The sequence below is a fragment of the Thalassotalea euphylliae genome (genome assembly GCF_042682785.1).
In the GTDB taxonomy this organism is placed as follows: domain Bacteria; phylum Pseudomonadota; class Gammaproteobacteria; order Enterobacterales; family Alteromonadaceae; genus Thalassotalea_F; species Thalassotalea_F euphylliae.
In genome coordinates this window covers 878,328-900,681 of the sequence record NZ_JBHUIB010000001.1, presented here as the reverse complement: position 1 = coordinate 900,681, position 22,354 = coordinate 878,328, and the positions used below count along the sequence as shown (strand labels likewise).

28 protein-coding genes are annotated in these 22,354 nt (G+C 42.8%); 20 read left to right on the top strand and 8 right to left on the bottom strand.

Annotated features, from left to right (window positions below; genetic code table 11):
* Positions 1 to 58 precede the first annotated feature (58 nt).
* The 11 genes from gspD (at position 59) to ACFSJY_RS04085 (ending at position 10,362) form a co-directional block, all read left to right on the top strand.
* Positions 59 to 2,092 (top strand): type II secretion system secretin GspD, encoded by a 2,034-nt coding sequence (gene gspD / locus ACFSJY_RS04135; RefSeq protein WP_386032218.1) that lies wholly within the window; start codon positions 59 to 61, stop codon positions 2,090 to 2,092.
* Positions 2,093 to 2,094: 2 nt separating this feature from the next.
* Positions 2,095 to 3,639 (top strand): type II secretion system ATPase GspE, encoded by a 1,545-nt coding sequence (gspE, locus tag ACFSJY_RS04130; RefSeq protein WP_386031396.1) that lies wholly within the window; start codon positions 2,095 to 2,097, stop codon positions 3,637 to 3,639.
* A gap of 9 nt (positions 3,640 to 3,648) precedes the next feature.
* Positions 3,649 to 4,869, top strand: coding sequence for a type II secretion system inner membrane protein GspF (gene gspF, locus ACFSJY_RS04125; RefSeq protein ID WP_386031394.1), 1,221 nt, complete (start codon positions 3,649 to 3,651; stop codon positions 4,867 to 4,869).
* A gap of 2 nt (positions 4,870 to 4,871) precedes the next feature.
* On the top strand, positions 4,872 to 5,300 hold the full coding sequence (gspG, locus tag ACFSJY_RS04120; RefSeq protein WP_386031391.1) for a type II secretion system major pseudopilin GspG: 429 nt from the start codon (positions 4,872 to 4,874) through the stop codon (positions 5,298 to 5,300).
* Positions 5,301 to 5,365: 65 nt separating this feature from the next.
* Entirely contained in the window at positions 5,366 to 5,947 is a 582-nt protein-coding gene (gene gspH / locus ACFSJY_RS04115; RefSeq protein WP_386031389.1) for a type II secretion system minor pseudopilin GspH, read from the top strand.
* On the top strand, positions 5,937 to 6,314 hold the full coding sequence (gene gspI, locus ACFSJY_RS04110; RefSeq protein WP_386031387.1) for a type II secretion system minor pseudopilin GspI: 378 nt from the start codon (positions 5,937 to 5,939) through the stop codon (positions 6,312 to 6,314). Before gspH ends, gspI begins: the two co-directional genes overlap by 11 nt.
* Positions 6,314 to 6,949 carry a type II secretion system minor pseudopilin GspJ gene (gene gspJ / locus ACFSJY_RS04105; protein ID WP_386031385.1) on the top strand — a complete coding sequence of 212 codons (636 nt, stop codon included), beginning with the start codon at positions 6,314 to 6,316 and terminating at the stop codon, positions 6,947 to 6,949. Before gspI ends, gspJ begins: the two co-directional genes overlap by 1 nt.
* The gene (gene gspK / locus ACFSJY_RS04100) at positions 6,933 to 7,931 is read left to right on the top strand and encodes a type II secretion system minor pseudopilin GspK (RefSeq protein WP_386031383.1); all 999 of its coding nucleotides are present in this window, start codon (positions 6,933 to 6,935) and stop codon (positions 7,929 to 7,931) included. The genes gspJ and gspK overlap by 17 nt, the downstream gene beginning before the upstream one ends.
* Positions 7,931 to 9,139, top strand: coding sequence for a type II secretion system protein GspL (gspL, locus tag ACFSJY_RS04095; RefSeq protein WP_386031381.1), 1,209 nt, complete (start codon positions 7,931 to 7,933; stop codon positions 9,137 to 9,139). Before gspK ends, gspL begins: the two co-directional genes overlap by 1 nt.
* 2 nt (positions 9,140 to 9,141) lie before the next feature.
* Positions 9,142 to 9,606, top strand: coding sequence for a type II secretion system protein GspM (gene gspM, locus ACFSJY_RS04090; protein ID WP_386031379.1), 465 nt, complete (start codon positions 9,142 to 9,144; stop codon positions 9,604 to 9,606).
* 12 nt (positions 9,607 to 9,618) lie between these two features.
* On the top strand, positions 9,619 to 10,362 hold the full coding sequence (locus ACFSJY_RS04085; protein WP_386031377.1) for a type II secretion system protein N: 744 nt from the start codon (positions 9,619 to 9,621) through the stop codon (positions 10,360 to 10,362).
* A 30-nt stretch (positions 10,363 to 10,392) separates the two neighbouring features.
* Here ACFSJY_RS04085 and yrfG read toward each other — a convergent pair whose 3' ends face one another.
* Entirely contained in the window at positions 10,393 to 11,073 is a 681-nt protein-coding gene (gene yrfG, locus ACFSJY_RS04080; RefSeq protein WP_386031375.1) for a GMP/IMP nucleotidase, read from the bottom strand.
* Between the two features lie 303 nt (positions 11,074 to 11,376).
* Between yrfG and ACFSJY_RS04075 the strand changes: the two genes are divergently transcribed.
* From ACFSJY_RS04075 to ACFSJY_RS04060, 4 genes are all read left to right on the top strand, one after another.
* On the top strand, positions 11,377 to 12,657 hold the full coding sequence (locus tag ACFSJY_RS04075) for a tyrosine-type recombinase/integrase (protein ID WP_386031373.1): 1,281 nt from the start codon (positions 11,377 to 11,379) through the stop codon (positions 12,655 to 12,657).
* Between the two features lie 26 nt (positions 12,658 to 12,683).
* Positions 12,684 to 12,938 carry a helix-turn-helix domain-containing protein gene (locus ACFSJY_RS04070; protein ID WP_386031371.1) on the top strand — a complete coding sequence of 85 codons (255 nt, stop codon included), beginning with the start codon at positions 12,684 to 12,686 and terminating at the stop codon, positions 12,936 to 12,938.
* A 383-nt stretch (positions 12,939 to 13,321) separates the two neighbouring features.
* Positions 13,322 to 15,217, top strand: coding sequence for a DUF3987 domain-containing protein (locus ACFSJY_RS04065; RefSeq protein WP_386031369.1), 1,896 nt, complete (start codon positions 13,322 to 13,324; stop codon positions 15,215 to 15,217).
* Positions 15,218 to 15,633: 416 nt separating this feature from the next.
* On the top strand, positions 15,634 to 16,095 hold the full coding sequence (locus ACFSJY_RS04060; RefSeq protein ID WP_386031367.1) for a hypothetical protein: 462 nt from the start codon (positions 15,634 to 15,636) through the stop codon (positions 16,093 to 16,095).
* Positions 16,096 to 16,220: 125 nt separating this feature from the next.
* Here the strand turns inward: ACFSJY_RS04060 and ACFSJY_RS04055 are convergent, their stop codons facing one another.
* The 6 genes from ACFSJY_RS04055 to ACFSJY_RS04030 all read right to left on the bottom strand — a co-directional run bounded on the left by ACFSJY_RS04055 (position 16,221) and on the right by ACFSJY_RS04030 (position 18,557).
* On the bottom strand, positions 16,221 to 16,478 hold the full coding sequence (locus ACFSJY_RS04055) for a hypothetical protein (RefSeq protein WP_386031365.1): 258 nt from the start codon (positions 16,476 to 16,478) through the stop codon (positions 16,221 to 16,223).
* Entirely contained in the window at positions 16,479 to 17,057 is a 579-nt protein-coding gene (locus ACFSJY_RS04050) for a hypothetical protein (RefSeq protein WP_386031363.1), read from the bottom strand.
* Between the two features lie 2 nt (positions 17,058 to 17,059).
* Positions 17,060 to 17,479 (bottom strand): hypothetical protein, encoded by a 420-nt coding sequence (locus ACFSJY_RS04045; protein ID WP_386031361.1) that lies wholly within the window; start codon positions 17,477 to 17,479, stop codon positions 17,060 to 17,062.
* A complete protein-coding gene (locus tag ACFSJY_RS04040; RefSeq protein WP_386031359.1) occupies positions 17,476 to 17,685 on the bottom strand; it encodes a hypothetical protein in 210 nt (69 codons plus the stop codon). The genes ACFSJY_RS04045 and ACFSJY_RS04040 overlap by 4 nt, the downstream gene beginning before the upstream one ends.
* A 162-nt stretch (positions 17,686 to 17,847) precedes the next feature.
* On the bottom strand, positions 17,848 to 18,138 hold the full coding sequence (locus tag ACFSJY_RS04035) for a hypothetical protein (RefSeq protein ID WP_386031357.1): 291 nt from the start codon (positions 18,136 to 18,138) through the stop codon (positions 17,848 to 17,850).
* Positions 18,138 to 18,557, bottom strand: coding sequence for a hypothetical protein (locus tag ACFSJY_RS04030; protein WP_386031355.1), 420 nt, complete (start codon positions 18,555 to 18,557; stop codon positions 18,138 to 18,140). Before ACFSJY_RS04030 ends, ACFSJY_RS04035 begins: the two co-directional genes overlap by 1 nt.
* Positions 18,558 to 18,709: 152 nt before the next feature.
* Between ACFSJY_RS04030 and ACFSJY_RS04025 the strand changes: the two genes are divergently transcribed.
* Positions 18,710 to 19,399 carry a hypothetical protein gene (locus ACFSJY_RS04025; protein ID WP_386031353.1) on the top strand — a complete coding sequence of 230 codons (690 nt, stop codon included), beginning with the start codon at positions 18,710 to 18,712 and terminating at the stop codon, positions 19,397 to 19,399.
* Between the two features lie 151 nt (positions 19,400 to 19,550).
* Here ACFSJY_RS04025 and ACFSJY_RS04020 read toward each other — a convergent pair whose 3' ends face one another.
* Positions 19,551 to 19,814, bottom strand: a complete 264-nt coding sequence (locus tag ACFSJY_RS04020; RefSeq protein ID WP_386031352.1) for a hypothetical protein — start codon at positions 19,812 to 19,814, stop codon at positions 19,551 to 19,553.
* 153 nt (positions 19,815 to 19,967) lie between these two features.
* Here ACFSJY_RS04020 and ACFSJY_RS04015 point away from each other — a divergent pair, with 153 nt between their 5' ends.
* The 4 genes from ACFSJY_RS04015 (at position 19,968) to ACFSJY_RS04000 (ending at position 22,324) form a co-directional block, all read left to right on the top strand.
* Positions 19,968 to 20,156 carry a hypothetical protein gene (locus ACFSJY_RS04015; RefSeq protein ID WP_386031350.1) on the top strand — a complete coding sequence of 63 codons (189 nt, stop codon included), beginning with the start codon at positions 19,968 to 19,970 and terminating at the stop codon, positions 20,154 to 20,156.
* Positions 20,157 to 20,362: 206 nt separating this feature from the next.
* Positions 20,363 to 20,923 carry an ADP compounds hydrolase NudE gene (gene nudE / locus ACFSJY_RS04010; RefSeq protein ID WP_386031348.1) on the top strand — a complete coding sequence of 187 codons (561 nt, stop codon included), beginning with the start codon at positions 20,363 to 20,365 and terminating at the stop codon, positions 20,921 to 20,923.
* A complete protein-coding gene (gene cysQ, locus ACFSJY_RS04005; RefSeq protein ID WP_386031346.1) occupies positions 20,913 to 21,737 on the top strand; it encodes a 3'(2'),5'-bisphosphate nucleotidase CysQ in 825 nt (274 codons plus the stop codon). The genes nudE and cysQ overlap by 11 nt, the downstream gene beginning before the upstream one ends.
* A gap of 14 nt (positions 21,738 to 21,751) precedes the next feature.
* Positions 21,752 to 22,324: a YceI family protein gene (locus ACFSJY_RS04000; protein ID WP_386031344.1), complete on the top strand. Its 573-nt coding sequence runs from the start codon at positions 21,752 to 21,754 to the stop codon at positions 22,322 to 22,324.
* Positions 22,325 to 22,354: the final 30 nt, after the last annotated feature.

The window sequence follows — 22,354 nt, the reverse complement described above, 5'->3', positions numbered from 1 at the left end:
CGCTATGTGGCAGAAAGTTCCTGGTGTAAAAAGTGTACTTTCACCATTGGTATTGGCGATGGCGTTAAGCACTGCAGTAGTGCCAATGTCACCTGATGTGTTTGCTGCACAGTTTTCACCGAATTTTAAGAACACTGAGATTAACGAGTTCGTTAACATTGTGGGTCGAAATCTGCAAAAGACCATGATTGTAGACCCTAACGTGCGAGGTAAGATCAATGTTCGCAGTTACGATTTATTAACGGAAGAACAATATTATCAGTTTTTCCTAAATGTTCTTGAAGTGTACGGCTTTGCTGCTGTCAAAATGGATAACAACATTATAAAAGTTATCCGAAATAAAGACGCAAAAACATCCTCTATCCCTGTTGTTGGAAATGGCAGTGGCCTAACGGGTGATGAAATGGTGACGCGCGTTGTAGAAGTCAAGAACGTAACCGTGCGTGAGCTTGTTCCATTGTTGCGTCAGCTCTCTGATCAGGCGGGTTCTGGCAACGTCGTTAACTATGACCCTGCCAACGTTATTATGATCACTGGTAGCGCAGCTGTTGTTAACCGCTTAGTTAAAATTATCGAGCGCGTTGATAAGGCGGGTGACCAAGACGTTCAAATCATTAAATTAAAGTATGCATCTGCTGGTGAAATGGTGCGTATCATCGAAAAGATGAACAAACCACAAACAGGCGCTAAAGCTGGCACGCCAACGTTTCTTATCCCTAAAATTGTGGCTGATGATCGTACCAACAGTGTCATCGTCAGTGGTGAAAGACAAGCGCGTGAGCGTATTACTAAATTGGTTGAGCGCTTAGATAGTGAACTTGAGAGTAACGGTAATACACGTGTTTATTACCTAAAGTATTCGAAAGCAGAAGATCTCGTCAAAGTACTTGAAGGGGTCAGTAAATCTATTGAAGCAGAAGAGAATGCTGGTAAGGCAACAGCGCAAAAAACTAAGAAACGTAATGTCAGCATTGATGCGCATGAAGATACCAATACCCTTGTTATTACAGCGCAACCAGATATGTTGCGCTCACTTGAAGCGGTTATTCGTCAGTTGGATGTGCGTCGTGCTCAGGTACTTGTTGAAGCTATCATCGTTGAAGTGTTTGAAAGTGATGGTGTGAACCTCGGCGTTCAGTGGTATCACGAAGACGGTGGTTTTACACAGTTTAACAATGGCCCTGTACCTATCAGTAGTTTAGCAGCGGCTGCGCAAGCTGCTGAGGGCGAAGAGGGTACAACGGTTACAACTATCGACGGCAACGGTAACCCTGTAACCACAACTAACCCTGATACTGATGGTGATTACACGTTACTTGCACAGCTGCTTGGCTCAGTGAATGGTATGATGTTCGGCTTAATCGAAGATGATTGGGGCGCCATTGTGCAGGCGGTAAGTTCAGATACCAATTCGAATATACTTGCAACGCCAAGTATTACGACACTTGATAACGAAGAAGCTTATTTCATCGTAGGTCAAGAAGTCCCTATTATTACCGGGTCTACCACCGGTTCAAATAACAATAACCCATTCCAAACGGTTGATCGTCAAGAAGTGGGTATTAAGCTGAAAGTGACGCCACAAGTTAATGAAGGCACAGGTGTTCAGCTAACGATTGAGCAAGAGGTGTCGTCAGTAAGCGGTGCGACGGGTGTTGATATTTCAATTAACAAACGTGAGATTAAGACCACTGTCATGGCTGATAATGGTGCAACGGTTATTTTGGGTGGTTTGATTGATGAAGATGTGCAAGAAAGCCAACAAAAAGTACCTTTATTAGGCGATATCCCAATCTTGGGTCACTTATTCAAGTCAACCAGCAATGCCGTGCGCAAGCGTAACCTCATGGTATTCCTACGTCCTACGATAATTCGTGATGGACAGTTAATGAATGAAGTGACGAAAGCCAAATATAACTATATCCGTGCTGATGAAATTTTGCGTCAAGAGCAAGGTTTAAGCTTGATGGAAGATGCGCGTTTGCCTATTTTGCCGGAATGGAACGAAGAGCTTGTGCTACCTCCATCGTATGAAGAATACATGGAGCAGCGAGAGCAAGATAAAAATGGCAAAGACAATGGTGAACAGTAACCATGACGACGGCTGAGCAAACAGTAGATAGTCAGTTATTGCCCGACGAAGGTAACGTTGAATTAGTTGCACCGCACAGCTTAGTAAAGCAGTTACCGTTTAATTTCGCTAAACGGCACAACGCTTTGCTTATTCGTGAGGATGAGCATTACACATTGCATTGCATTGCAACAACTGAACCTGACGTGTTAGTTGAAGTACGTCGCTTTTTGGGAGAAGCCTATCAAGTGACAGTGCAGTCGCCAGAACAATTCGAGCAGCTACTGACCCAAGCTTATCAGCGAGACTCATCTGAAGCGAAACAGATGATGGAAGACATCGGAAATGAAGTTGATCTTTATTCGTTAGCAGATGAAATTACTGAAACAGAAGACTTGCTAGAGAATGAAGATGATGCACCGATCATCAAAATGATTAACGCAATGCTTGGTGAAGCAATTAAAGAGAATGCGTCAGATATTCATATCGAAACCTTTGAACAAATGCTTCAAATTCGATTTCGTGTTGACGGTGTGTTGCGTGAAGTTCTCAAGCCAAACAGAAAGCTTGCCTCTTTGCTGGTTTCACGTATCAAAGTAATGGCAAAACTTGATATTGCCGAGAAGCGTATTCCGCAAGACGGCCGTATTTCGTTGCGTATTGCAGGCCGTGCGGTTGATGTGCGTGTTTCTACTATGCCAACGGGGCATGGCGAGCGTGTTGTACTTCGTTTACTTGATAAGAACGCTGCTCGCCTTGATTTGCAAGATTTAGGTATGACAGATGCAAACCGAGAACGTTTTGCAGAACTTATCGATAAACCTCACGGTATTATTCTTGTCACCGGCCCAACAGGTTCAGGTAAATCAACAACGCTTTATGCAGGCCTAACACAAATTGATAGCCGAGAGCGCAATGTGCTCACCGTTGAAGACCCTATTGAATATGCGATTGAAGGCATTGGTCAAACGCAAGTGAATACAAAAGTGGATATGACCTTTGCTCGTGGACTACGCGCAATATTGCGTCAGGATCCAGATGTTGTCATGGTAGGTGAGATTCGTGACCTTGAGACGGCGCAAATTGGTGTCCAAGCCAGTTTGACGGGTCACTTAGTATTGTCGACGCTGCATACCAATACAGCCGCTGGCGCTATTACGCGAATGGAAGACATGGGGGTAGAGCCTTTCTTGCTGTCTTCTAGCCTTTTGGGGGTGTTGGCACAGCGACTCGTTAGGACCTTATGTCCTCACTGTAAAGAAGCGCACCTGCCGGATGAAGAGGAGCGTAAAATTATTGGTTTAGCAGACGACCATAGCACGCCAATATACCGTGCTGTTGGTTGTCCAGAATGTAGCTTTAAAGGCTACAAAGGGCGAACTGGTATTCATGAACTATTATTCGTGGATGATAAGGTAAGAGAGCTTATCCACAATGGTAAAGGCGAGCAAACCATTGAGAAATACATCCGAAAATCAACACCCAGTATTCGCCGAGATGGTTTCGACAAAGTACTTGCCGGTATGACAACATTGGAAGAAGTGCTGCGCGTGACACGCGAAGATTAGTGGTGAAGCATGGCAGCATTTGATTACCAAGCGGTTAACGCAAAGGGCAAAACAATAAAAGGGGTTATTGAAGGCGATACCCCGCGTCATGCACGTTCACTTTTGCGTGAACAGGGCTTAATGCCAACCGAAGTCACCGCCAGCTTGAAAAAACAAAAAGCAGCAGGTGCAGGTAAAGCAAGCCGTCGAGATAAAATATCCGCAACTGATTTAGCACTACTGACTCGCCAATTGGCAACGCTGGTCGAATCAGGCTTACCGCTTGAAGAAGCGTTGATGGCGGTAGCTGAACAAAGTGAAAAAAACCGCCAGAAAAGTATGATCATGGCTGTTCGTACAAAAGTCACTGAAGGTTACGGGTTGGCCGAAAGTATGGCGGAATTCCCGCATGTATTTTCACACCTTTATCGCGCCATGGTGGCGGCCGGTGAAAAATCGGGCCATCTGGATAACGTATTAAACCGATTGGCAGATTACACTGAACAGCGTCAGCAGCTTCGCTCACAAATGATTCAGGCTTTGGTCTACCCAGTCATTATGACAGTAGTTGCGGTTGCCGTAATTGTCGTCTTGTTAACTGCTGTTGTGCCAAAAATAGTGAGTCAGTTTGAACACATGGGCCAAAGCTTGCCGGGCACGACTCAGTTCCTTATCTCCAGTAGTGATTTTCTCGGCAATTATGGCTTGTTCATTTTGCTTGCATTTTCGTTGAGTATGGTGGCGTTTAACCAGTTAATGCGCAAACCTGCTTTTCGTTTTGGCGTCCATCAAAAACTGATTGGCATGCCGATGATTGGAAAAGTGTCGCGTGGCCTGAACACTGCTCGATTTGCGCGCACGCTCAGTATTTTGACAGCCAGTGCAGTGCCATTGCTAGAAAGTATGCGTATTGCTGGCGAAGTACTTGATAATCTTTATATTAAACAAAAAATAAAAGAGTCAGGCGACATGGTTAGAGAAGGTTCAAGTCTTCGGGTATCGCTTGAGCAAACGAAATTATTTCCGCCGATGATGCTTCATATGATAGCAAGCGGCGAAAAAAGTGGTGAGCTTGAACAAATGCTAGGACGTGCGGCAGATAATCAAGACCGCGAGTTTGAAGCATTGATGAATATCTCAATTAAAGCATTTGAACCTGCGCTAATGGTTACCATGGCAGGAGTTGTGCTTTTCATCGTTATGGCCATTTTACAGCCAATTTTACAGTTAAATACGTTAGTAGGAAGTTAATTATGCGAACTCGTCAGTCAGGTTTTACCTTACTAGAAGTCATGGTTGTTATTGTTATTCTAGGTATCTTAGCCAGTATGGTTGTGCCTAACCTTATGGGCAGCCAAGAACGCGCGAATGTACAAAAAGCCGTATCAGATGTAACGGCGTTAGAAACTTCATTGAGCATGTATAAAATGGATAACTACAACTATCCAACCACAGAGCAAGGCTTAGAAGCGCTCGTGAATGAGACGGATATCGAACCATTACCTCGCCGATTCCCTGAAGAGGGGTACATTAAACGTTTACCAAACGATCCTTGGGGCAATGAATACCAGTTATTGAACCCAGGTGAGAACGGAAAAATTGATATTTTCTCAATGGGTCCAGACGGTGAAGCAGGTACTGATGATGACATCGGTAACTGGAACTTAACCGACTATCAGTAAATTGATTTGAGCGTCGCAAAGCGGCGCTTTCTCTATTTTTCTCGCCTTAATTATTTATCTTACTCATGCCAAAGTTACTCAAAACAAAGCACTATAATGGCTTCACTTTATTAGAAGTTATGATGGTCATTGTTGTTGTTGGCGTGTTAATGAGCGCAGTGCAATTCACTTTTTTTGGTAACCAAAGCCAAAAACAATTGCAACAAGTGAGTGAAAGGTTTGCCGGAGCCTTCGAACTTGCTAGTGAATATGGTTTATTAAATAACATTGAACTCGGTGTCTATTTTGACGAGCAAAGTTATGAGTTTGTTGGTTACGATGGCACGAAGTGGACGGCATTACCTGAAGCTGAATTTTTAGCAAAAGAAGAAATGCCTGAAGGTATTTCATTTGAGTTGGTGTTAGATGATTTGCCGATAGACCAGCCGGTCATGTTTGATGCAGAGACATTCAGACCGGAAGAAGAAAATTTCACTGAAAAAGAACAACCTATCTTTCCGCAAATCGTCATCCTCTCTGGTGGAGATATAAGCCCTTTTAGCGTCACTTTTCGTATTAGTGACGAATTTGAAGCACCCTTGGCATACAAAGTGACGGGGCTATACAGTACGCCACTTGTCATTGAAGGTCCTCTTGATGATGAATAAGTTAAGAGGATTTACGCTAATAGAAGTCATGCTTGCTATGGCGGTATTCGCTATTGCTGGCGTCGCGTTAATGGGGGCCGCACAAAACAACTTTGATAACCTTTCACGCCTTGAGCAAAAGACAGTAGCCAATTGGGTGGCGTCGAATCAGCTTACCGCTGCGGTGTTAGATACGAAACAATGGCCGCCCAAGAATAACCGAAAAGGTGAAGTCGAAATGGCGGGCAGTAAATGGTATTGGCAGCAAAAAGTAGAGCGAACACAAGACTCTGCCTTACGTTCTGTGACTATTGAAGTGCGTGCAACTGTAGACCAAGAAAAACCTATTACCGAAATGACAACGTTTATTGCGAGGCCTAATCTCTAATGGCCTCGCGTTTAGTGAAAGGTTTCACCTTATTAGAAGTGCTAATCGCTATGGCGATTTTTGCTGTCATCAGCCTATCCAGTTTCACTATTTTTGATACGGTTTTTGTCAGTGATGAACAGTCGAAGATCAAGACCGAGCGATTAAATGAACTCAATCGTGCTTTCATTGTGATGGAGAGAGATTTTTTACAAATTGCTCGCCGTACGATGCGTGTCAATGGCGAAGCGCCGCTTTCGGGTTACATGCATTTAGATGACCAAGGGTACTTTTCAGAAACCACAGGTTTAGCTTTTGTTCGTAGTGGCTGGACTAACCCTGGCATGTTGCTGCCGCGCAGTGATCTTCAAACCGTTGCATACAACATGCAAGACGGTGTACTCAATCGCCTTCATTACAATTTTGTTGATGCCGTAGTGGGGCAGGAGCCAATGGTTCGACCGCTATTAACGGGCATTGAAGATGTGAAATTCGAATTTTATATGGCCGGTAAATGGCTAAAAGAAATTGAAGGCACTGACCTACCTCAGGCGGTTGCGGTCATTTTACAGACGGAAGATTTTGGGGAGCTACGTCGTCAATTCCTCGTGGCGAGTGAACCAGAAAAAGAGGCTGATGATGACGAACAAACATAATCATCAGCGTGGCGTAGCCCTCATAACGGTTATGCTAATCGTTGCGTTGGCTGCCATTTTAGCAACAGAAATGACCGCGCGACTTCAACATCAATTGCAACGATCAAGTAATATCCAGTTTAATCAGCAAGCGTATTGGTATGCGATGGGCGCTGAGGCTTTTGCTAAGCGGGTGCTGGTGATGGATAACGAAAAAGAAGACGAAGTGACTAATCTCCAGCAACAGTGGGCGCAAGGCTATAATAACTTCCCAGTGCCGCAAGGTGAAATATCTGGTGGTTTGTTCGATTTACATGCCTGTTTGAACTTGAACGCACTTAGAGCGATACCAGAAAACGCCAATAATAACCCAAACCAAGAAGTGCCGGCACGCGCTGCTCTTGAACGCTTAATTGTCAATCTAGGTGTCGAAGGAGTGTCCGAGTTTGAAGCAGAATATATGGCGGACGCGTTGACAGATTGGCTTGATGAAAATGATCAAATAGCCAGTGCAGGCGGTGCAGAAGACAATGATTATGCCAGTAAAGAGTTCCCTTATTTAGCGGCCAATAGCTTTCTTGCAAGTGTGCAAGAGTTGCGAGTGGTAGAGCACTTTACGCCAGCCGTAATCAATGAATTGAAAGCATATACGTGTATTATTCCTGGTAGTGATGCACATAAAATTAATATCAATACGTTAACGGAAGAGCAGCTGCCACTACTACAAGCGTTACTTGATATCACCGTTGATGAAGCCAAGTCGATTATAGATGCGCGCGATCCCGAGGGATTTGATAACATCGATGACTTTAAAAATATGCCTGAGTTGACTGAACTCAATTTAACCGATGAACAAAAACAACAGTTTGTTGTTGATAGTGAATACTTTACACTAAAGGCCAACGCGCAATTTAATAACAGTTATTTTAACTTGGTATCGACACTACAGGTCGTTGATAACAGCCAAGTCAGCGTAATAGGTCGCACGATAGGACGCTTTTAATGCAGGAAGTTTTATACATCCGCTTAGCCAGTCAAGCTACGGAAACAATGCCGTGGTTGATATGGTCTCCAGGTCAGCAAGAAATAATAGCCAGTGGTGAGATTACTGGCGCAGAGGCACTAAGCGAATTAGCTGAAAAAGCTCAAACACGCCAGACTATTGCATTGGCACCAGGTAGTGATGTGTTGCTTAAAGCGTTAAGTGTGCCCGCTAAAAATCAACGAGCGATGAGTAAAGCTGTCCCTTACATGCTTGAGGAAGAGCTATCTGAAGACGTTGAAGAGTTGTTTTTTGCCTTTGCTAAAGTCAAAGCCAGTGGTGAAGAAAGTAATTGTCATGTTGCTGTCGTAAAGCGTGAACTCATGTCTGTTTGGCAGAGCTGGTTAAAAGACGCAGGCATCAAATGCCAAACCCTTATTCCCGAGCAGCTACTGTTACCGGAGCAGGAACAGGGCTGGAGTGCCATTGCACTGGGGGAGCAAATTGTTATTCGCCAAGGCAGTTGGCAAGGCACTGCGTTAGATAGTGCGCAATGGCCGTTTATGGCCGATAGCTGGCAGCAAGAGGAAACGCCGGTCGTTATTCACCGGTACTCACCGTTGCCTGAATTACCTGTCACTATAGAGCAAGTGGCTGAACCCGAAGAGTTGCCATTAGCTTTGTTTGCGCAGCATAAATCCGTGCCAATCAATTTGCTACAAGGTGATTTTACGGTCAAAACTGAACGCTCTCCGTCGCTTAAATATTGGGCGATAGCCGCGTCACTTGCATTGGTTGCTCTGTTGCTAAATATAGGCGTAAAAGGCGCTGCGCTATATCAGTTAAACAGCCAACAAGCGATGGTTGAACAACAAATTATTGATACGTATAAAGAAGCGTTTCCACAGACTAAGCGTGTGCGTGTCTCAACGATTCGATCGCAGCTAAAGCGCAAATTGTCTGAAGCGGGCAGCGGTGATTCAGGGGCTGGTTTTTTGGCCATGCTTGCCAAAGTGCGTGGTGCTTTTCAGCAAGTACCCGAGTTACAACCGACATCGTTGAAATTCGACCGTAAACGCCAAGAACTACGTATTCAAGCGGAAGCAAAAGATTATCAAGCCTTCGACAAGTTTAAAACGGTGTTAGAACAAGCACGTATGGAAGTTAAACAAGGCGCACAGAATAACCAAGGTGAGCGTGTGACAGGCTCATTGAGTATTAAGGGCTAATCATGAAGCAGTGGTGGCAACAACTTCAACAGCGAGAACGCATTTTAGTGATTGCTATGGCAGCGGTTATCGGCGTTTTCATTCTTTATCAGGGCATTTGGAGTCCTATCAATAATGGTTTAACCAAAGCGGATCAAAAACTTGAACGCACTGAGCAGTTACTGTCTTATGTGCAACAAACCACATCTCAGTTAAAAAACACTCAGGGTGTAAAGCGTACATCAAGTGGTAGCTTATCAAGTGTGGTTAATCGTGTTGCACGCCAGCACAATATCACCATCGACCGTGTTCAACCGAATGGTGATGACCTGCAAGTTTGGATAGATGAAGTCGCCTTCAATCAATTGCTACGCATGTTGACGCAGCTGTCTGAGCAGCATGGTTTGAGTGTCAGCAATATAGACATCAGTAAAGGTAATAATGAAGGCATCGTAAAAGTGCGTCGTCTTCAAGTCAGCCGCGGTTAACACAATAACGTTATGAAATTAAAAATTCTTTTTGCCGTGGCTTTTATTGCTGCTTACTTAGTTTTCATTGTAGCTAAGATACCAGCTAGTATTGCAACGGCTTGGTTTTCAGCACCAAAACATATGTCGATAGGTAATGTCTATGGAACCGTTTGGGGTGCAAATATTGATGCCATTAAGTATCAAAATTTTCTAATCCATGACGTTAAAAGTGAACTCAGTGCATTGTCACTGTTGATGATTGCACCGTCGACCTCACTGACCTTTGGTGATGCGTTGCTAGGTGGTCCACAAGGTCATGCGGATATTACGTTGTCGTCGTCAGGTATTTCTCTGGAAAATACACAAGTCACTATTGCAGCGAGTGAAATAGTTCCTTATTTGCCTTTGCCAATTCCAGTTGAAGCCTTTGGGCAAGTGACACTGGAACTGACGGAGCTAGCTATTGTTGATAATCAGTGTCAAGCCGCGAAAGGTGTGTTGACGTGGAATCGCGCCGCTGTAACCAGTTTAGAGCAGACTGTTGAATTAGGCGGCTTTACAGCAGACATTCGCTGCCAAGACAGTAAACTGGCGTTAGCCGTTAGTCCTGACAATAAGCTAGGGCTTGAGTACGTTGCATTGATAGGCATTGACGGCAAAACATCTGGCCAGGGTTATTTGACGCCAGGGGCTGACTTTCCAGCTCAATGGCGTCAAGGCTTATCGTTTATTGGAAACCCTGATTCGCAAGGGCGCTACGCGCTTAACTTCTAGTTCGGCGTAAATGGAGTAAACAGCTGTTGACTAGGCGCTAGCAAAAGGCGTCGACAACAGCTCTGCAGTAATTGAACGGTAATCGGTAATCGCAGGAAATTCTTCAATTGTTCTGACGGCTTGCTGACTGTCAGGGTTTGCAATGGCTAACAAGTGCTTTATACCAAATTGTTGCGCTGACTTTAGAATGTTAATGCTGTCATCAACGAACAGAGTGTTTTTTACATTAAACCCTTCATCTGCTTGTAGGCGTTGCCATAGCAATTGAGACTCTTTTGTTGCCCCAAATTCATGCGTTGAATAAAGCTTGTCAAAATAAGTATCCAACTGCGTGCGCTCTATTTTCAGAGATAAGCTGTCAGGATGAGCATTAGTCACAAGCACTATGCGACGGCCACTGTCGCGCAACGCAACCAAAAAGTCATGAGCGTCAGCACGAAGCGCAATTAAGTGCTGTAATTCACGCTTGAGCTCAGTGATAGGTAGTTGAGTTTGTTCAGCCCAATAGTCCAAACAATACCAAGCAATGGTCCCTTCAACTTGTTGATAATGCGAAACAAGCTTCTCTCTTGCTTCCTGTTCAGATATCCCCTGACTTTCACTGTATCGTTTAGGTAGGTGATGGAGCCAAAATTGATTGTCGAAGTGCAAATCAAGAATTGTCCCATCCATATCGAGCAAAACCGTTGAAATTTCTGACCAATCAAGCATAGATTTATTCCATGTAAACATATGTTAAAAAACTGCACTTGATTTTACTTTCTAAAAAAGCGTTGTAAATCAAAGTGTGATGTATCAACAAAACCCTTTAAACATATAGAGTTATATAACTATATAACTATTTTTTACTCGTGTTTTTATGGGTTTTTAACGGGTGTTTTGTGATTTAGATCTCTGATACGATCTCTCACGAAAACTACAAAAACCTATAGTTAGCGCTATAGGTCGGAAGCAAAGGGGAGTTACCGCTCCCCTCGTTTCCTAAGCACAACTAAAGTAAAGGTGAAAAAAGTCATGCCTAAAAAAGATGTTAGCAAATCATTTGGTACGCCAAAACAGTTACGTGATTGTTTGGCACTAGATTTCCGCAATACCGCACTTACACACGAATCATTTCCGGGCTTTCGTGTTGAGATTTCCAAACAGGGAACAGCGACGTTTACCTACAGGTACAGCCAACCGCTGACCAAGAAGCTTAAACAAATCAAGATAGGCGCTGCTAATGGTCTAGTTGCTATGACGTTGAATGATGCGACAGAGAAATATCTGGAGTATGTGAAACTGCGCGACAGTGGTATTTGTCCTGTTGAGTTTAGAAAAGCACAGGAGTCTATGGCTAAAGCTGAAGCCGCTAGAGAAGCAAAAGAGAAGTTCAGCGTTAAGCAAATGATGGAGTTCTACATTGAGAAACGACTAGATGGCAGACGTACAATGCGTGGTGTTCAAACGGTGGTTAACCTTAATAAGCAACACATCTTGCCAGCGTTTGGCCGTCGCTCTGCGCTTAATGTTACCTCTGACGAGATAGAAGATAGATTTGATGCTATCAGCGCTAAAACCCCATATATGGGTAATATCTTTGTCAAAGAACTACGCTATGCGTACGAATTCGCTATCCGCAAAGGTAAGTTACCTAATACGTTTCGTAATCCCACTACAGGCATAGATTTAAACAAAGGCTCACGCCGTAGCCGGATATTAAATGATGCTGAATTAAAAACGCTTAATGTGGCGATCCATAGCGAAGTATTCACAGAGAACGTGGGCAATGTATTAAAGCTTGCGATGTGGACGCTATGTCGTACTGGTGAACTGGTTAATTTGATGTGGAACCAAGTGAATTTTGAAGACGGTTACATTCATTTGTACAAAACCAAGAATGGTGGAGACAGGATAGTCGCGCTATCTTCGCAAGCACTGCAATTCCTACGTGAATTAAAAATGAAATCAACTTCACACCTGTTATTTCCGACACGCCTGAACCCGAATAAACCCATTAATCAGCAAGCGCTAGTGCAGAACCTATATGACGTTCGTCATCTGCTGCCTTTAGATCACTGGACTGGGCATGATTTACGCCGTACGGGGCGTACACGCGTCAGTGGTTATACAGATATCCAGAAATATAAAGAGCTACTTTTGGGCCATAAACAACCCGATTTAGATTTGACGTATGACTTGTACGCATACACCGAAGAACAACGCGAATTACTTCAATTACTTGCCGACGAATACGACGGTATTTTCAATAATGACAATGTGAAAGTATTGGAAAAGCAGTTAACAACTGTGTAAATAATATACAGATAGAGAGACATAATATGACAAATAGACACGTACCAATTCGCCCAATCGACACCAGCATGAGCTACTTCATGACCGTAAAAGAAGTGGCTGCTTATCTAAGCGTAAGCGTCCAAATGGTAACGGCATTAATCAAAGATGGTGTGTTAACAGAATACAAAATACGCGGTGCAAAGCGTGTTAGAGCAGATGAATTAGAGGCATATGTTCAAACATGTGCAGTAACCCAAGATTACGAGGATTTTTATGGAGAAGATAACAATGCGGCATAAGTCGCGAACAATAAAAAAGCCAGCTCACTTTGGCGGGTCAACTGGCTTTTTTAATACCTCTACTAAAACTAGCTCCCTATGGAAGCTGGCTTTTGTACATCCAACAATTACCAAGAAGGAACTGTATGGACTATGACATTCTATAACATCAGATCTCGCATTTCACGCTTTGAAATTTTGGCGGCTGAAATTTCGCGCTTTTTCCATATACGGATTAATAAAGAGTCTTGTTTCGATATACGTCGGAGGGGGCTCGCAAATATACGCATCCGGGAATCAAAAAACGTACAGATTTTGTTGTCCTTTTTATCGCAGGCAGCAGTTCCATACCAACCAACAACAATCAATGCAGCGCCACTGCTTACGATAAAAGGATAATCATTATGCAACAACAAACATCATATATCGATGAAGAACTAGAGATACAGCTTATTGGTGGTTTGCTTAATGACAACGAACAGTACCAGAGCGTTAAGGAAGTAATACAGCCAGAGTTCTTTTATTCAAAGCTGCATCAACAGATATACAGGGCTATTCAGGAGCGTTTAGACAGGGGTGAACCTGTTGATGCTGTGTTGCTATCAGATGACCTTAAAAATACTGATACAGGCAGTTCTAACGTCGATTTGTTATCGCATTTAGCTAGTTTACAAAAAAATAATACGACTTCAGCTAATGCCAAGTCATATGCAAGTAAGCTCGCGCAGCATTATTGGTTGAACCGCAAAAAAACTGCTCACCTCAATGCAGCCAACGGCGATATTGATGCGGAAAACAAAATACTAAATGGCTTCTATGACTCTAAATTAAGGGCTATCAGTGGTGGTGCAGCGCCAACACCATTAGTAATTGAAGATACGCTGCCAGAGCCTTATCCAGTTGAATCGCTGGGCGTACTATCTAAGTATGCATCCAAAATAGCCTCAACAGTGCAAGCACCTGTAGAAATGGTTGCTAATAGCTTGTTATCAGCTGCGAGCCTTTCGGTTCAGCACATTGCCAACGTAGATAGAGACGGTGAACTAATTCCACTAAGTTTATGGTTTTTTACTATTGCTGATTCTGGTGATCGTAAATCGGCAGTGGATAAGCATTGTAGTAGGGCTGTAAAAGAGCGTGACAAGCAATTAAGGACGGAATATCAGGTAGCGCTAACTAGTTATAAAAATGAGTCGGATGTCATACAGCGAGCCAGACAACACATATTAAACGCGAGCAAAAAGGGCGAGGCTTTTAATGTTACTGAGCTAGCAGAGAAGTTAAACGAATTAGAAGAACCTAAGCCACCGAAAAAACCAAATGTTTTAACTAGCGATTTTACTATCGAAGGTTTGGCAAAGTCGTTCTACTTTGGGCAACCAAGCCAAGGACTGTTTAACAATGATGCTGGTGGTGTTTTTGGTAGTTATGCCATGAACAAGGAAAACAGCCTTAAAACTATTTCACAACTAAGCACAATTTGGGATGGGCAATCATTAGAGCGCACTAGAGGCGATGAGGCCGAAAGTATGACCATTGAGAACCCAAGGTTAGCTTGTCACCTAATGCTTCAGCCTGTTGTCGCTAAAACGCTTCTGAGTGATGAAATATTAATGAAGCAAGGCTATTTAGCACGTTTTCTAATGGCAGAGCCTAAACATATCAGAGGAACGCGTTTTTATACTGACGGTACTGAATTAAACAAAGTTTCCTCTAAAGAACTGACCGAGTTACTAGGCAAACCCCTTAAAGAGCCATATCCACTAGACGATCGCGGTGTGTTAACGCCTAGAGAGTTACCAATGAGTAAAGCCGCCAAAATTAAATGGATTGGTGCGTATAACGCTATTGAGTCAGAACTATCAGATGATGGTGAGTTATCACACGTATCACCGATAGCATCTAAGCAGCCTGAGCAGATATTGAGGATAGCTGGGGTACTTACCTTAATTGAAGATCCGAAAGCCAAATCTATTAACGAAGCCACTATGGATAATGCTATCAGGCTTGGCGAATGGTACTTGCAAGAAGCTGTGCGAATAGATGCAGTGAGTGAACAAAGCAAGATAGATAGCCACTGTAAGCGGTTGTTAGATTGGTTAGTCGCTAATGAATACCGTGAATTTGTTGATAGAGATTTATCGAATAGCGGCCCAAGTGAATTACGTAAAGACCAGAGTTTACGACAACGGTTGTTAACTGAATTAGTTGAACTTGGTTATCTCGATTTGTTGCCAAAAGGCTCAATTGTTAATGGTAGAACGATCAGAAAAACTGGATGGAAATTAATCAATAATTAGTGGTTAAAAATGAAAAGCGACAGAAAAAGTCTTAGCGACATTTGCGACATTGCGACAAAAGTCCTTTTTTACTATGTAAAACATATGGTTAGCTATTTTGAGTGCTGCGACATAGCTGCGACACAGCTGCGACATAGGATTTTTTACAGTTGCGACATAGCTGCGACATTGCGACATAGCTGCGACATAGGAAATTGCCTGTAGCCCTTTAAATATAAGGGTTCTTTGTTCTATGTCGCAATGTCGCAAATGTCGCTAGGGTATTTTTTTATTGTTTTTTTTATCACGGTATTTTTTGTAGGTGTTCGTCTGTAGCCCTTTAAATATAAGGGTTTTGTGGTTTGCGACATAACTTGCGACATAGGCTGCGACATAGAGTTGCGACATAACTTGCGACATAGGATTGCGACATAGGCATGTTAGAACGATTAAAACGTAAAATTAAAGAAACGTTGGAGGCTGGAAAGTCAGACAATACAAGGGGTGAGGGCTTTTTAGATACCCAAGTTGATGGTTGCGACATAACTTGCGACATAGAAAATACATCTTGCGACACAACTTGCGACATAGAAAAAAATATTGCTTGCGACATAGAAAATACTATTTGCGACATAGACGATTTTGAAAGCGTACACGTTACGTTTGAAGATGGTTTTCCAATGCCGTCGAACTATTACTGTGATGGTGTATTTAATGATCGTAGTTTTATAAAACAATGCTTGGCATCAGCACCATATAACCGTGACCATTTAGCAAAAGAATATTCGATGCTGTATGAACGAGTTAAAAACAGTGAACCTGTACAACATAAAAAAGAGAATGCAGCGAGGCGAGCCGCTAATATCTGGCTACGTAAAGAAGTCAAAAAACAGCACTAAACACTAGGATATATTTCTGGGTAATAAATAACAGTTCTTTATTTTTAAAGGGCTGTAGCTATACAGCGGTAATTAGCTACAGTGGGACTTATACCTCTGTCTGGTACACCAGTTAAAAAGTAGGTTTATGCAAAAAACGTCTTTCTAAACTTATTCTCATTATCCACTCGAAAGAACGTCAACTCATCAGCATTTGCCAATAACACTAAGTCACCAGTTCTAAAGTTTTGTTGCTGTGCGTCTAGTCCATCAAAGATATTTTCATCAAAGCTAATCCAGAACGCACCAGAGCCACCATGCGCGACTTTTAATGTGTTCGATAAGGCATTAGCTCTCGATTTGTTGATAAAGCTAAACGGGGCTTTGTGCAGTTGCTCACTCATTTAAGCCACCTCTAGTTTTGATTTGGGCATAGGAGGTACTTGAACATGTAACGCAGCTTTTAAACCGTGAAACTTCACACCGACCTCACTGATAGCACCACGGGCCATATTGTCGGACATGTCGGTTAAGTCCAAAGGGGTAACACCTGTTTCACTGGCTAGACACATCATGTGGCAAAGCTGAATGTTACTTAGTCGGCCTATAGATTTACCCGATACCCGGTTTAATTGCTTACCAATGGAGTGCAGCTCGCTAATAAGCACAGCCGATTGTTTACGGTTAGCGGCTAACTTCTCGATAGTCTTGTTGAAGTCATCAACTAAGCCATCAATACACGCGTTTTTATCCACTGCTAACGTGTGAGCCGTCATTGCATCGTCTTCAGCTTGCTGCTTCTCTGCGGCCTTTATCGCGCTCTCTAATCGACGCAATTGTTTATTGCTGGTGTCGATTTGTTTTTCCAATGTGCTTACGTCGGTTTTTTTACCGTTGATATAAGCTGCACCTACGGCTTGGTGCATGGTGTCTATGTCGGCTTGTAGTTGGGCCTTTTCGTCCAGTAGTTCTTTTACTTTCACGGTTATTCCTCAATGATGTGATCAGGTGTTTGGCTGGGGTAGTCTTCTGTATAGGCTTCAAGTTCCTCACGATATGCCGCTTCTAGTGTTGCGTCGTGTCGGTTATGCAATACATGCTCTCGAAGGTTTAGCAGTTCTTGGTATCTGGCTGCTTTTGTGAACTCTGGGCCGAATCCGAGTTCGGTGTCTTGCCCGCGCTTAAAATTCATAACCACCTCTGGCTCGGCAGGGAATTCAGCAGCAAAGGCTTTTAACTCGCCTTGATACTGCGATTTAATACCAGAATCATCAGGAAACATTTGTTGTTGCTGATAGAGCTTTAACAAGCTGTTTTCCCATGCTTTGCGACTGCTTCTATCAACAATCACGGTTTGATCGTCACCTTCTTCGGGTATTACTTGCCCGTTAAGTCCAATCCTCATAGTTGTTCCCTTATGGCTTTGATGTGTATTTGTTGATTACCACCAAATTTAGCGCTGGTGTGTAATATCGTGGATTGCACCGCATCAACCGTCCACGGTGCGAGATTAGGGTTTAGGCCAAGTGCTTTATAGAATTTTTCCGGTATGGCTAAGCCCTGAAGTTTTACAGGTTCAAACAGTACCAGGCGCTCAAATTCACTTAACATTTTTGCCTCTCAAAATTTTGGTTGTTGGTCATATTCCGTATATATAAAAACTAGTCATCGGCCGCTTTAGAAGGGGGCTCGGCATATACGCGCCTACGCGCGTGGGTTTTCTGTGTAAATTCGATGTTTAATCTTCTCACCCACCTTTGATACGCCTCACGTCTAACGATGCGTCGCTTCAATCGTTTCATTACTTATGTCGTATCCATCCTTAATCTGCGGTGGCTCGCATTCCTCGATAGGCTCTATGCCTAGTGCCTTTAGTTCGTCTTCACTATCAACGCCCAATTGCCATATTCGACGCCACTTGTTTTTACCTGTAGGCAGCTTCTCTAAGACAGTTGCTACTTCGTAATAACCAAAGCCACCAATGCGGATAATCTTCAGTGGCATTTCATCGGTTGATGCTTCTAGTAAGTGACGTTTACCGCGTAATCGGTGAGGTAATGCCATTAGATAAGCCCTTGTTCTTTGCGCTCTAAGAGGATTTTGTCGATGGTGCGTTCTAAGTCTTCCAATTCAACAATCGTGCATGTATCCCGGCATACAGCGAGTGCAGCTTGCGCAACATCAGGGCTGATTATTCCGTCATTCATGGCTTGTGTGATGGTTTGTGCGTCTGTCTTAATGTCACCGCTTGAAGTGATGGTGTATGTGGGCATGGTGGAGCGTTGTGTGGGCATCACTTTAGCGACTATGCCTGCCCAATGAAGCTGCTGTTCGTGGTTGGGATTCATTGCATTTAAGAACGCCATTTCCACAAAGGTATGACGATATTTGTCGATTACCAATGAGAGTTTATTGCGTGAACCTCGTGGCCTACCACGCTTTTTAGGCTGCTTATCTGCTGTAAATTGCCCGTTATCCGCCATTTTCCAACCGTTTATTTAATCAATTTTATTGATTAAATTATAACTATTGAATTGAATAATTGTTTAAAAAATGTACAGGGAAAAGTTTAGGGTTGATAAGAGGCTGATAAGTATCTGACAATAAATAGGAAACAATCAATTGAGGGACTGAGATGAAGAAAAGAGAATTAACTGAAGTACTGTTACACATTCTCGACAAAGGGAAGTTGCATATTCCGGATATAACCAATGCTGGAACTCTCAAGTGGATCATTGAAGGTGAAATCGAAATACCTAAAGACGCGATTGAGCTAGTTACTACGATCGACGCAGACTATCCAGCACAAGTGAGAGAGCAATCGGAATATAGCAAGGCTTTGCACTTACTTTCTGAGGCAGAAAAGTATGGTTTAATAAACGTCATTTCCGAAGATATATACACACATAAAAAGCCAGACGAAAATCGGATATTTCGGTTGGCAGGTAAGTTGGCAACACTAAACGAGTCGGGGTTTTCCGCAGCACTAAAGTTTCAAGAGTTCAATGACAACGAAAGAAGATTTCAACAACAGAAGGATTTTACTGAAGAGCAAATAAATATTAGTGAATCTCAAGCAAATATTAGTGCAGCACTAAAGACTAATAGCGATAAATCTATTCAAACTGCTCGTATCGCACTAGGTATCACGGCATTTGCGTTAATTTTGAGTGGCTTTCGTGTTTATCAGTTGGAGCAAAAAATAATATCTAATCAAGAAATGGACAGACGCATTAAACTACTAGAAATAGATAATCGCGTTCTTAAGAATGAGCTTTCAAATATAAAGAAGCAGAAGTCAGGCGTACCTGCTAATCAACTGTAACTAGAACTTTGTCACGTCAGATAATGGAAGGTTACCCCCCAATAAAAAAGAAAAGCTCCCAAGGGAGCTTAAAGTTTTAATATGGATGTTGGCGGATTAGACCAACGTCATAGAGTTTGGTACATGTATGACAATTAAGCAAATTTTAAATTTATCCTATTTGCTTTTCTACAATTGCCAATTCAACTTTATCTAAGTGACTACCTATACCAGCTAAATTCTCGTCGCTACGCTCAAGTGCTTCATGCGCAATCATACGTCTTTGAGTTTCTTCCGCTAAACGAAGCAATTCAATTGCTTCACTAATCTTGATACCAAGTTCCTTGGAAAGATCTCTAGCATCCGAAAATAGGTTCTTCGCTAGCGTGACCGTATCTGGTAGTTCAAACCTCGATTGCTTTCCTAATACTCCCATTTCACCTCCTTAAAGTTTTATGTCGATGATACTTTAACAGAGTAGGAATGAAGCTGTCTGAATTTGTCACTTGAAAATCGCACCTTATTTCTTCTTGAATTATGGTGCGTTAATTTGATAGTCTAAAAAAGTAATTTGGAGAACCGAACTGATATGACAAAAGAAAGAGATCCTAATTGGGGTGGGGCAAGGCCGAGAGCTGGACGCAAACCCAGAGGATATAAATCAGTACAGAAACGAATTCCGGAACCATTGCTACCAATATTCGATGTAGTGAACGTCGATAACATTGACGAAGCGATGTTGGTATTGAAATCACACTTCAGTGAAAGCGATAAATAGGAGAAAGATAATATAGTAACTTGATTGGTGATTCGCTTTTCAAGTGGTATGGCTTACAGTGTAGGAAAAAAGTGTAGTTCAACTACAGCCCTTGATAGACGGGAACCCCTTTATTTCTTCCATGAAAACATCTTATTATGGCATTATAACGAGAGACGAAAGGCTCTACACCTTAAACTTTTTTTAAACGTACAAGCCGAGAAATAATGACTAAAACGAATCGCTTACCAGAAATTACCGACCGAAAAACTGTCGCGAAAAGTCGGTTGTTCGCTATAGAGCAAATCGACTTAACTTTTAGTAATGGTGAGCAGCGAGAGTATGAACGTATGCAAGGTGCCGGTCGAGGCGCCGTGATGGTCGTACCAATTACCGAAAAAGGTGAGTTATTATTGGTACGTGAATATTGTGCAGGTACTCACAGTTATGAGCTCGGCTTTCCAAAAGGCTTGATAGACCCAGGCGAAACAGGTGCTGAAGCGGCGAACAGAGAATTACAAGAAGAAATAGGTTTTGCTGCTAAATCCCTCACGCATTTGCATGACGTTGCGCTAGCACCCGCTTTTTTTAACGCGAGTATGCAAATATTCGTTGCTAAACAGTTAACGCCGTCTGTATTACCTGGCGATGAACCTGAGCCATTAGAGGTCGTGCCATGGCCGATAGATAATTATAGTGAGTTGCTTCAACAACCTGATTTTAAAGAAGCACGTTCGATTGCTGCCCTGATGCTAGTGCGTGATAAGGAAGGTGTACATGACAGATGACCAATTGCTAACCATTGCACTTGATACAGCAAAATTAGCGGGCAAAGATGTAATGAATTTTTATCGACAGCGTAATTTTACGTCAGAGATAAAAGAAGATGATAGCCCGGTGACTAGTGCGGATTTGGCAGCAAATCAGGTCATTATGGATCAACTCAAAAGGCTAACCCCAGACATTCCTATTATTTCAGAAGAGGTGGGCCCTCTGCCTCTAGAAAAACGCGGAAAGTGGGAACGTTATTGGTTACTTGATCCGATTGACGGAACAGGTGAATTTATCATTGGTAGCGGTGACTTTGCGGTCAATATCGCGTTAGTGGAAAACGGCTGGCCAACAATTGGGGTAATTCATGCGCCCGATCATTGTCTGACCTACTATGGTCAAAAAGGGTTAGGCTCTTTTAAAGATAACGGGCAATCTAGCAAACAAATACATGTCGCACCGTTTGAGGAGTCCCGTCACGTAAAAGTGGCGATTAGCCGTCGTCAAGAATTGAGCTTGATGGGCCAATATTTAAATGAAGACTTCGAATTTGATTACATAGCCTTAGGCAGTTGCTCATTGAAAAACTGCCTAATAGCTGAAGGTGGTGCCGATTGCTATCTTCGCATAGGGCCAACAGGTGAGTGGGATACTGGTGCTAGTCAATGCATTTTAGAGCAAGCTGGCGGCACCATTCTTGACAGTGAATTTAATGGGCTGAGCTATAATGAGCGAAGTACGTTAATGAACCCAGATTTTATCAGTCTTGGTGATCAAGCATTTCCGTGGCGAGACATCATAAAACCGCATCGCGCTAATCGCGACTTTTAACAAGGAAGAAACTTATGCGTATACCAGCGTTACTTTTATCTAGCCTACTTGCATTTCCTGCGTTGAGTGCGTGGCAGCTTGATAATAATCAGTCAACGATTAACTTTGTCAGCACGAAAAAAGGGGATATTGCCGAAATTCACAAATTTGACAATATTTCAGGTGCAATTAATGAAGACGGCAAGGTGACGTTTACTATTGACCTAGCCAGTGTTAACACCGGCATTGGTATTCGTGATGAGCGCATGGCGGAATTCTTGTTCGAAACATCTAAATTCACATCGGCAACATTCACGACGACAATTGATTTAGCGTTTATTAAAGGCATGCCGAAAGGTGTACAGAAGCAAGTACCTATTGAAGGGGAAATTAGCCTTCACGGTAAAACACAAACAGTGAAAACGCTTGTGCAAGTGGTTAAGCTAACAAGAGACCGTTTACTGGTTAATTCTACCAAACCGCTGATATTGAACGCGGCGCAATTTGATTTAACGGCGGGCGTGACTAAGTTAAAAGAACTTGCTGGCTTACCAAGCATCAGCAACGCAGTTCCCGTGACATTCAACTTGACCTTCGCTGATAAATAAACAGAAAGCTTAGCGAGAATGCAGACAATA

What these genes read in the sequence shown, in the direction of transcription:
- gspD (WP_386032218.1), top strand. Translation starts at nt 59, where the DNA reads ATGGCGTTAAGCACTGCAGTAGTGCCAATGTCACCTGATGTGTTTGCT.
- gspE (WP_386031396.1), top strand. Translation starts at nt 2,095, where the DNA reads ATGACGACGGCTGAGCAAACAGTAGATAGTCAGTTATTGCCCGACGAA.
- gspF (WP_386031394.1), top strand. Translation starts at nt 3,649, where the DNA reads ATGGCAGCATTTGATTACCAAGCGGTTAACGCAAAGGGCAAAACAATA.
- gspG (WP_386031391.1), top strand. Translation starts at nt 4,872, where the DNA reads ATGCGAACTCGTCAGTCAGGTTTTACCTTACTAGAAGTCATGGTTGTT.
- gspH (WP_386031389.1), top strand. Translation starts at nt 5,366, where the DNA reads ATGCCAAAGTTACTCAAAACAAAGCACTATAATGGCTTCACTTTATTA.
- gspI (WP_386031387.1), top strand. Translation starts at nt 5,937, where the DNA reads ATGATGAATAAGTTAAGAGGATTTACGCTAATAGAAGTCATGCTTGCT.
- gspJ (WP_386031385.1), top strand. Translation starts at nt 6,314, where the DNA reads ATGGCCTCGCGTTTAGTGAAAGGTTTCACCTTATTAGAAGTGCTAATC.
- gspK (WP_386031383.1), top strand. Translation starts at nt 6,933, where the DNA reads ATGACGAACAAACATAATCATCAGCGTGGCGTAGCCCTCATAACGGTT.
- gspL (WP_386031381.1), top strand. Translation starts at nt 7,931, where the DNA reads ATGCAGGAAGTTTTATACATCCGCTTAGCCAGTCAAGCTACGGAAACA.
- gspM (WP_386031379.1), top strand. Translation starts at nt 9,142, where the DNA reads ATGAAGCAGTGGTGGCAACAACTTCAACAGCGAGAACGCATTTTAGTG.
- ACFSJY_RS04085 (WP_386031377.1), top strand. Translation starts at nt 9,619, where the DNA reads ATGAAATTAAAAATTCTTTTTGCCGTGGCTTTTATTGCTGCTTACTTA.
- yrfG (WP_386031375.1), bottom strand. Translation starts at nt 11,073, where the DNA reads ATGCTTGATTGGTCAGAAATTTCAACGGTTTTGCTCGATATGGATGGG.
- ACFSJY_RS04075 (WP_386031373.1), top strand. Translation starts at nt 11,377, where the DNA reads ATGCCTAAAAAAGATGTTAGCAAATCATTTGGTACGCCAAAACAGTTA.
- ACFSJY_RS04070 (WP_386031371.1), top strand. Translation starts at nt 12,684, where the DNA reads ATGACAAATAGACACGTACCAATTCGCCCAATCGACACCAGCATGAGC.
- ACFSJY_RS04065 (WP_386031369.1), top strand. Translation starts at nt 13,322, where the DNA reads ATGCAACAACAAACATCATATATCGATGAAGAACTAGAGATACAGCTT.
- ACFSJY_RS04060 (WP_386031367.1), top strand. Translation starts at nt 15,634, where the DNA reads ATGTTAGAACGATTAAAACGTAAAATTAAAGAAACGTTGGAGGCTGGA.
- ACFSJY_RS04055 (WP_386031365.1), bottom strand. Translation starts at nt 16,478, where the DNA reads ATGAGTGAGCAACTGCACAAAGCCCCGTTTAGCTTTATCAACAAATCG.
- ACFSJY_RS04045 (WP_386031361.1), bottom strand. Translation starts at nt 17,479, where the DNA reads ATGAGGATTGGACTTAACGGGCAAGTAATACCCGAAGAAGGTGACGAT.
- ACFSJY_RS04040 (WP_386031359.1), bottom strand. Translation starts at nt 17,685, where the DNA reads ATGTTAAGTGAATTTGAGCGCCTGGTACTGTTTGAACCTGTAAAACTT.
- ACFSJY_RS04035 (WP_386031357.1), bottom strand. Translation starts at nt 18,138, where the DNA reads ATGGCATTACCTCACCGATTACGCGGTAAACGTCACTTACTAGAAGCA.
- ACFSJY_RS04030 (WP_386031355.1), bottom strand. Translation starts at nt 18,557, where the DNA reads ATGGCGGATAACGGGCAATTTACAGCAGATAAGCAGCCTAAAAAGCGT.
- ACFSJY_RS04025 (WP_386031353.1), top strand. Translation starts at nt 18,710, where the DNA reads ATGAAGAAAAGAGAATTAACTGAAGTACTGTTACACATTCTCGACAAA.
- ACFSJY_RS04020 (WP_386031352.1), bottom strand. Translation starts at nt 19,814, where the DNA reads ATGGGAGTATTAGGAAAGCAATCGAGGTTTGAACTACCAGATACGGTC.
- ACFSJY_RS04015 (WP_386031350.1), top strand. Translation starts at nt 19,968, where the DNA reads ATGACAAAAGAAAGAGATCCTAATTGGGGTGGGGCAAGGCCGAGAGCT.
- nudE (WP_386031348.1), top strand. Translation starts at nt 20,363, where the DNA reads ATGACTAAAACGAATCGCTTACCAGAAATTACCGACCGAAAAACTGTC.
- cysQ (WP_386031346.1), top strand. Translation starts at nt 20,913, where the DNA reads ATGACAGATGACCAATTGCTAACCATTGCACTTGATACAGCAAAATTA.
- ACFSJY_RS04000 (WP_386031344.1), top strand. Translation starts at nt 21,752, where the DNA reads ATGCGTATACCAGCGTTACTTTTATCTAGCCTACTTGCATTTCCTGCG.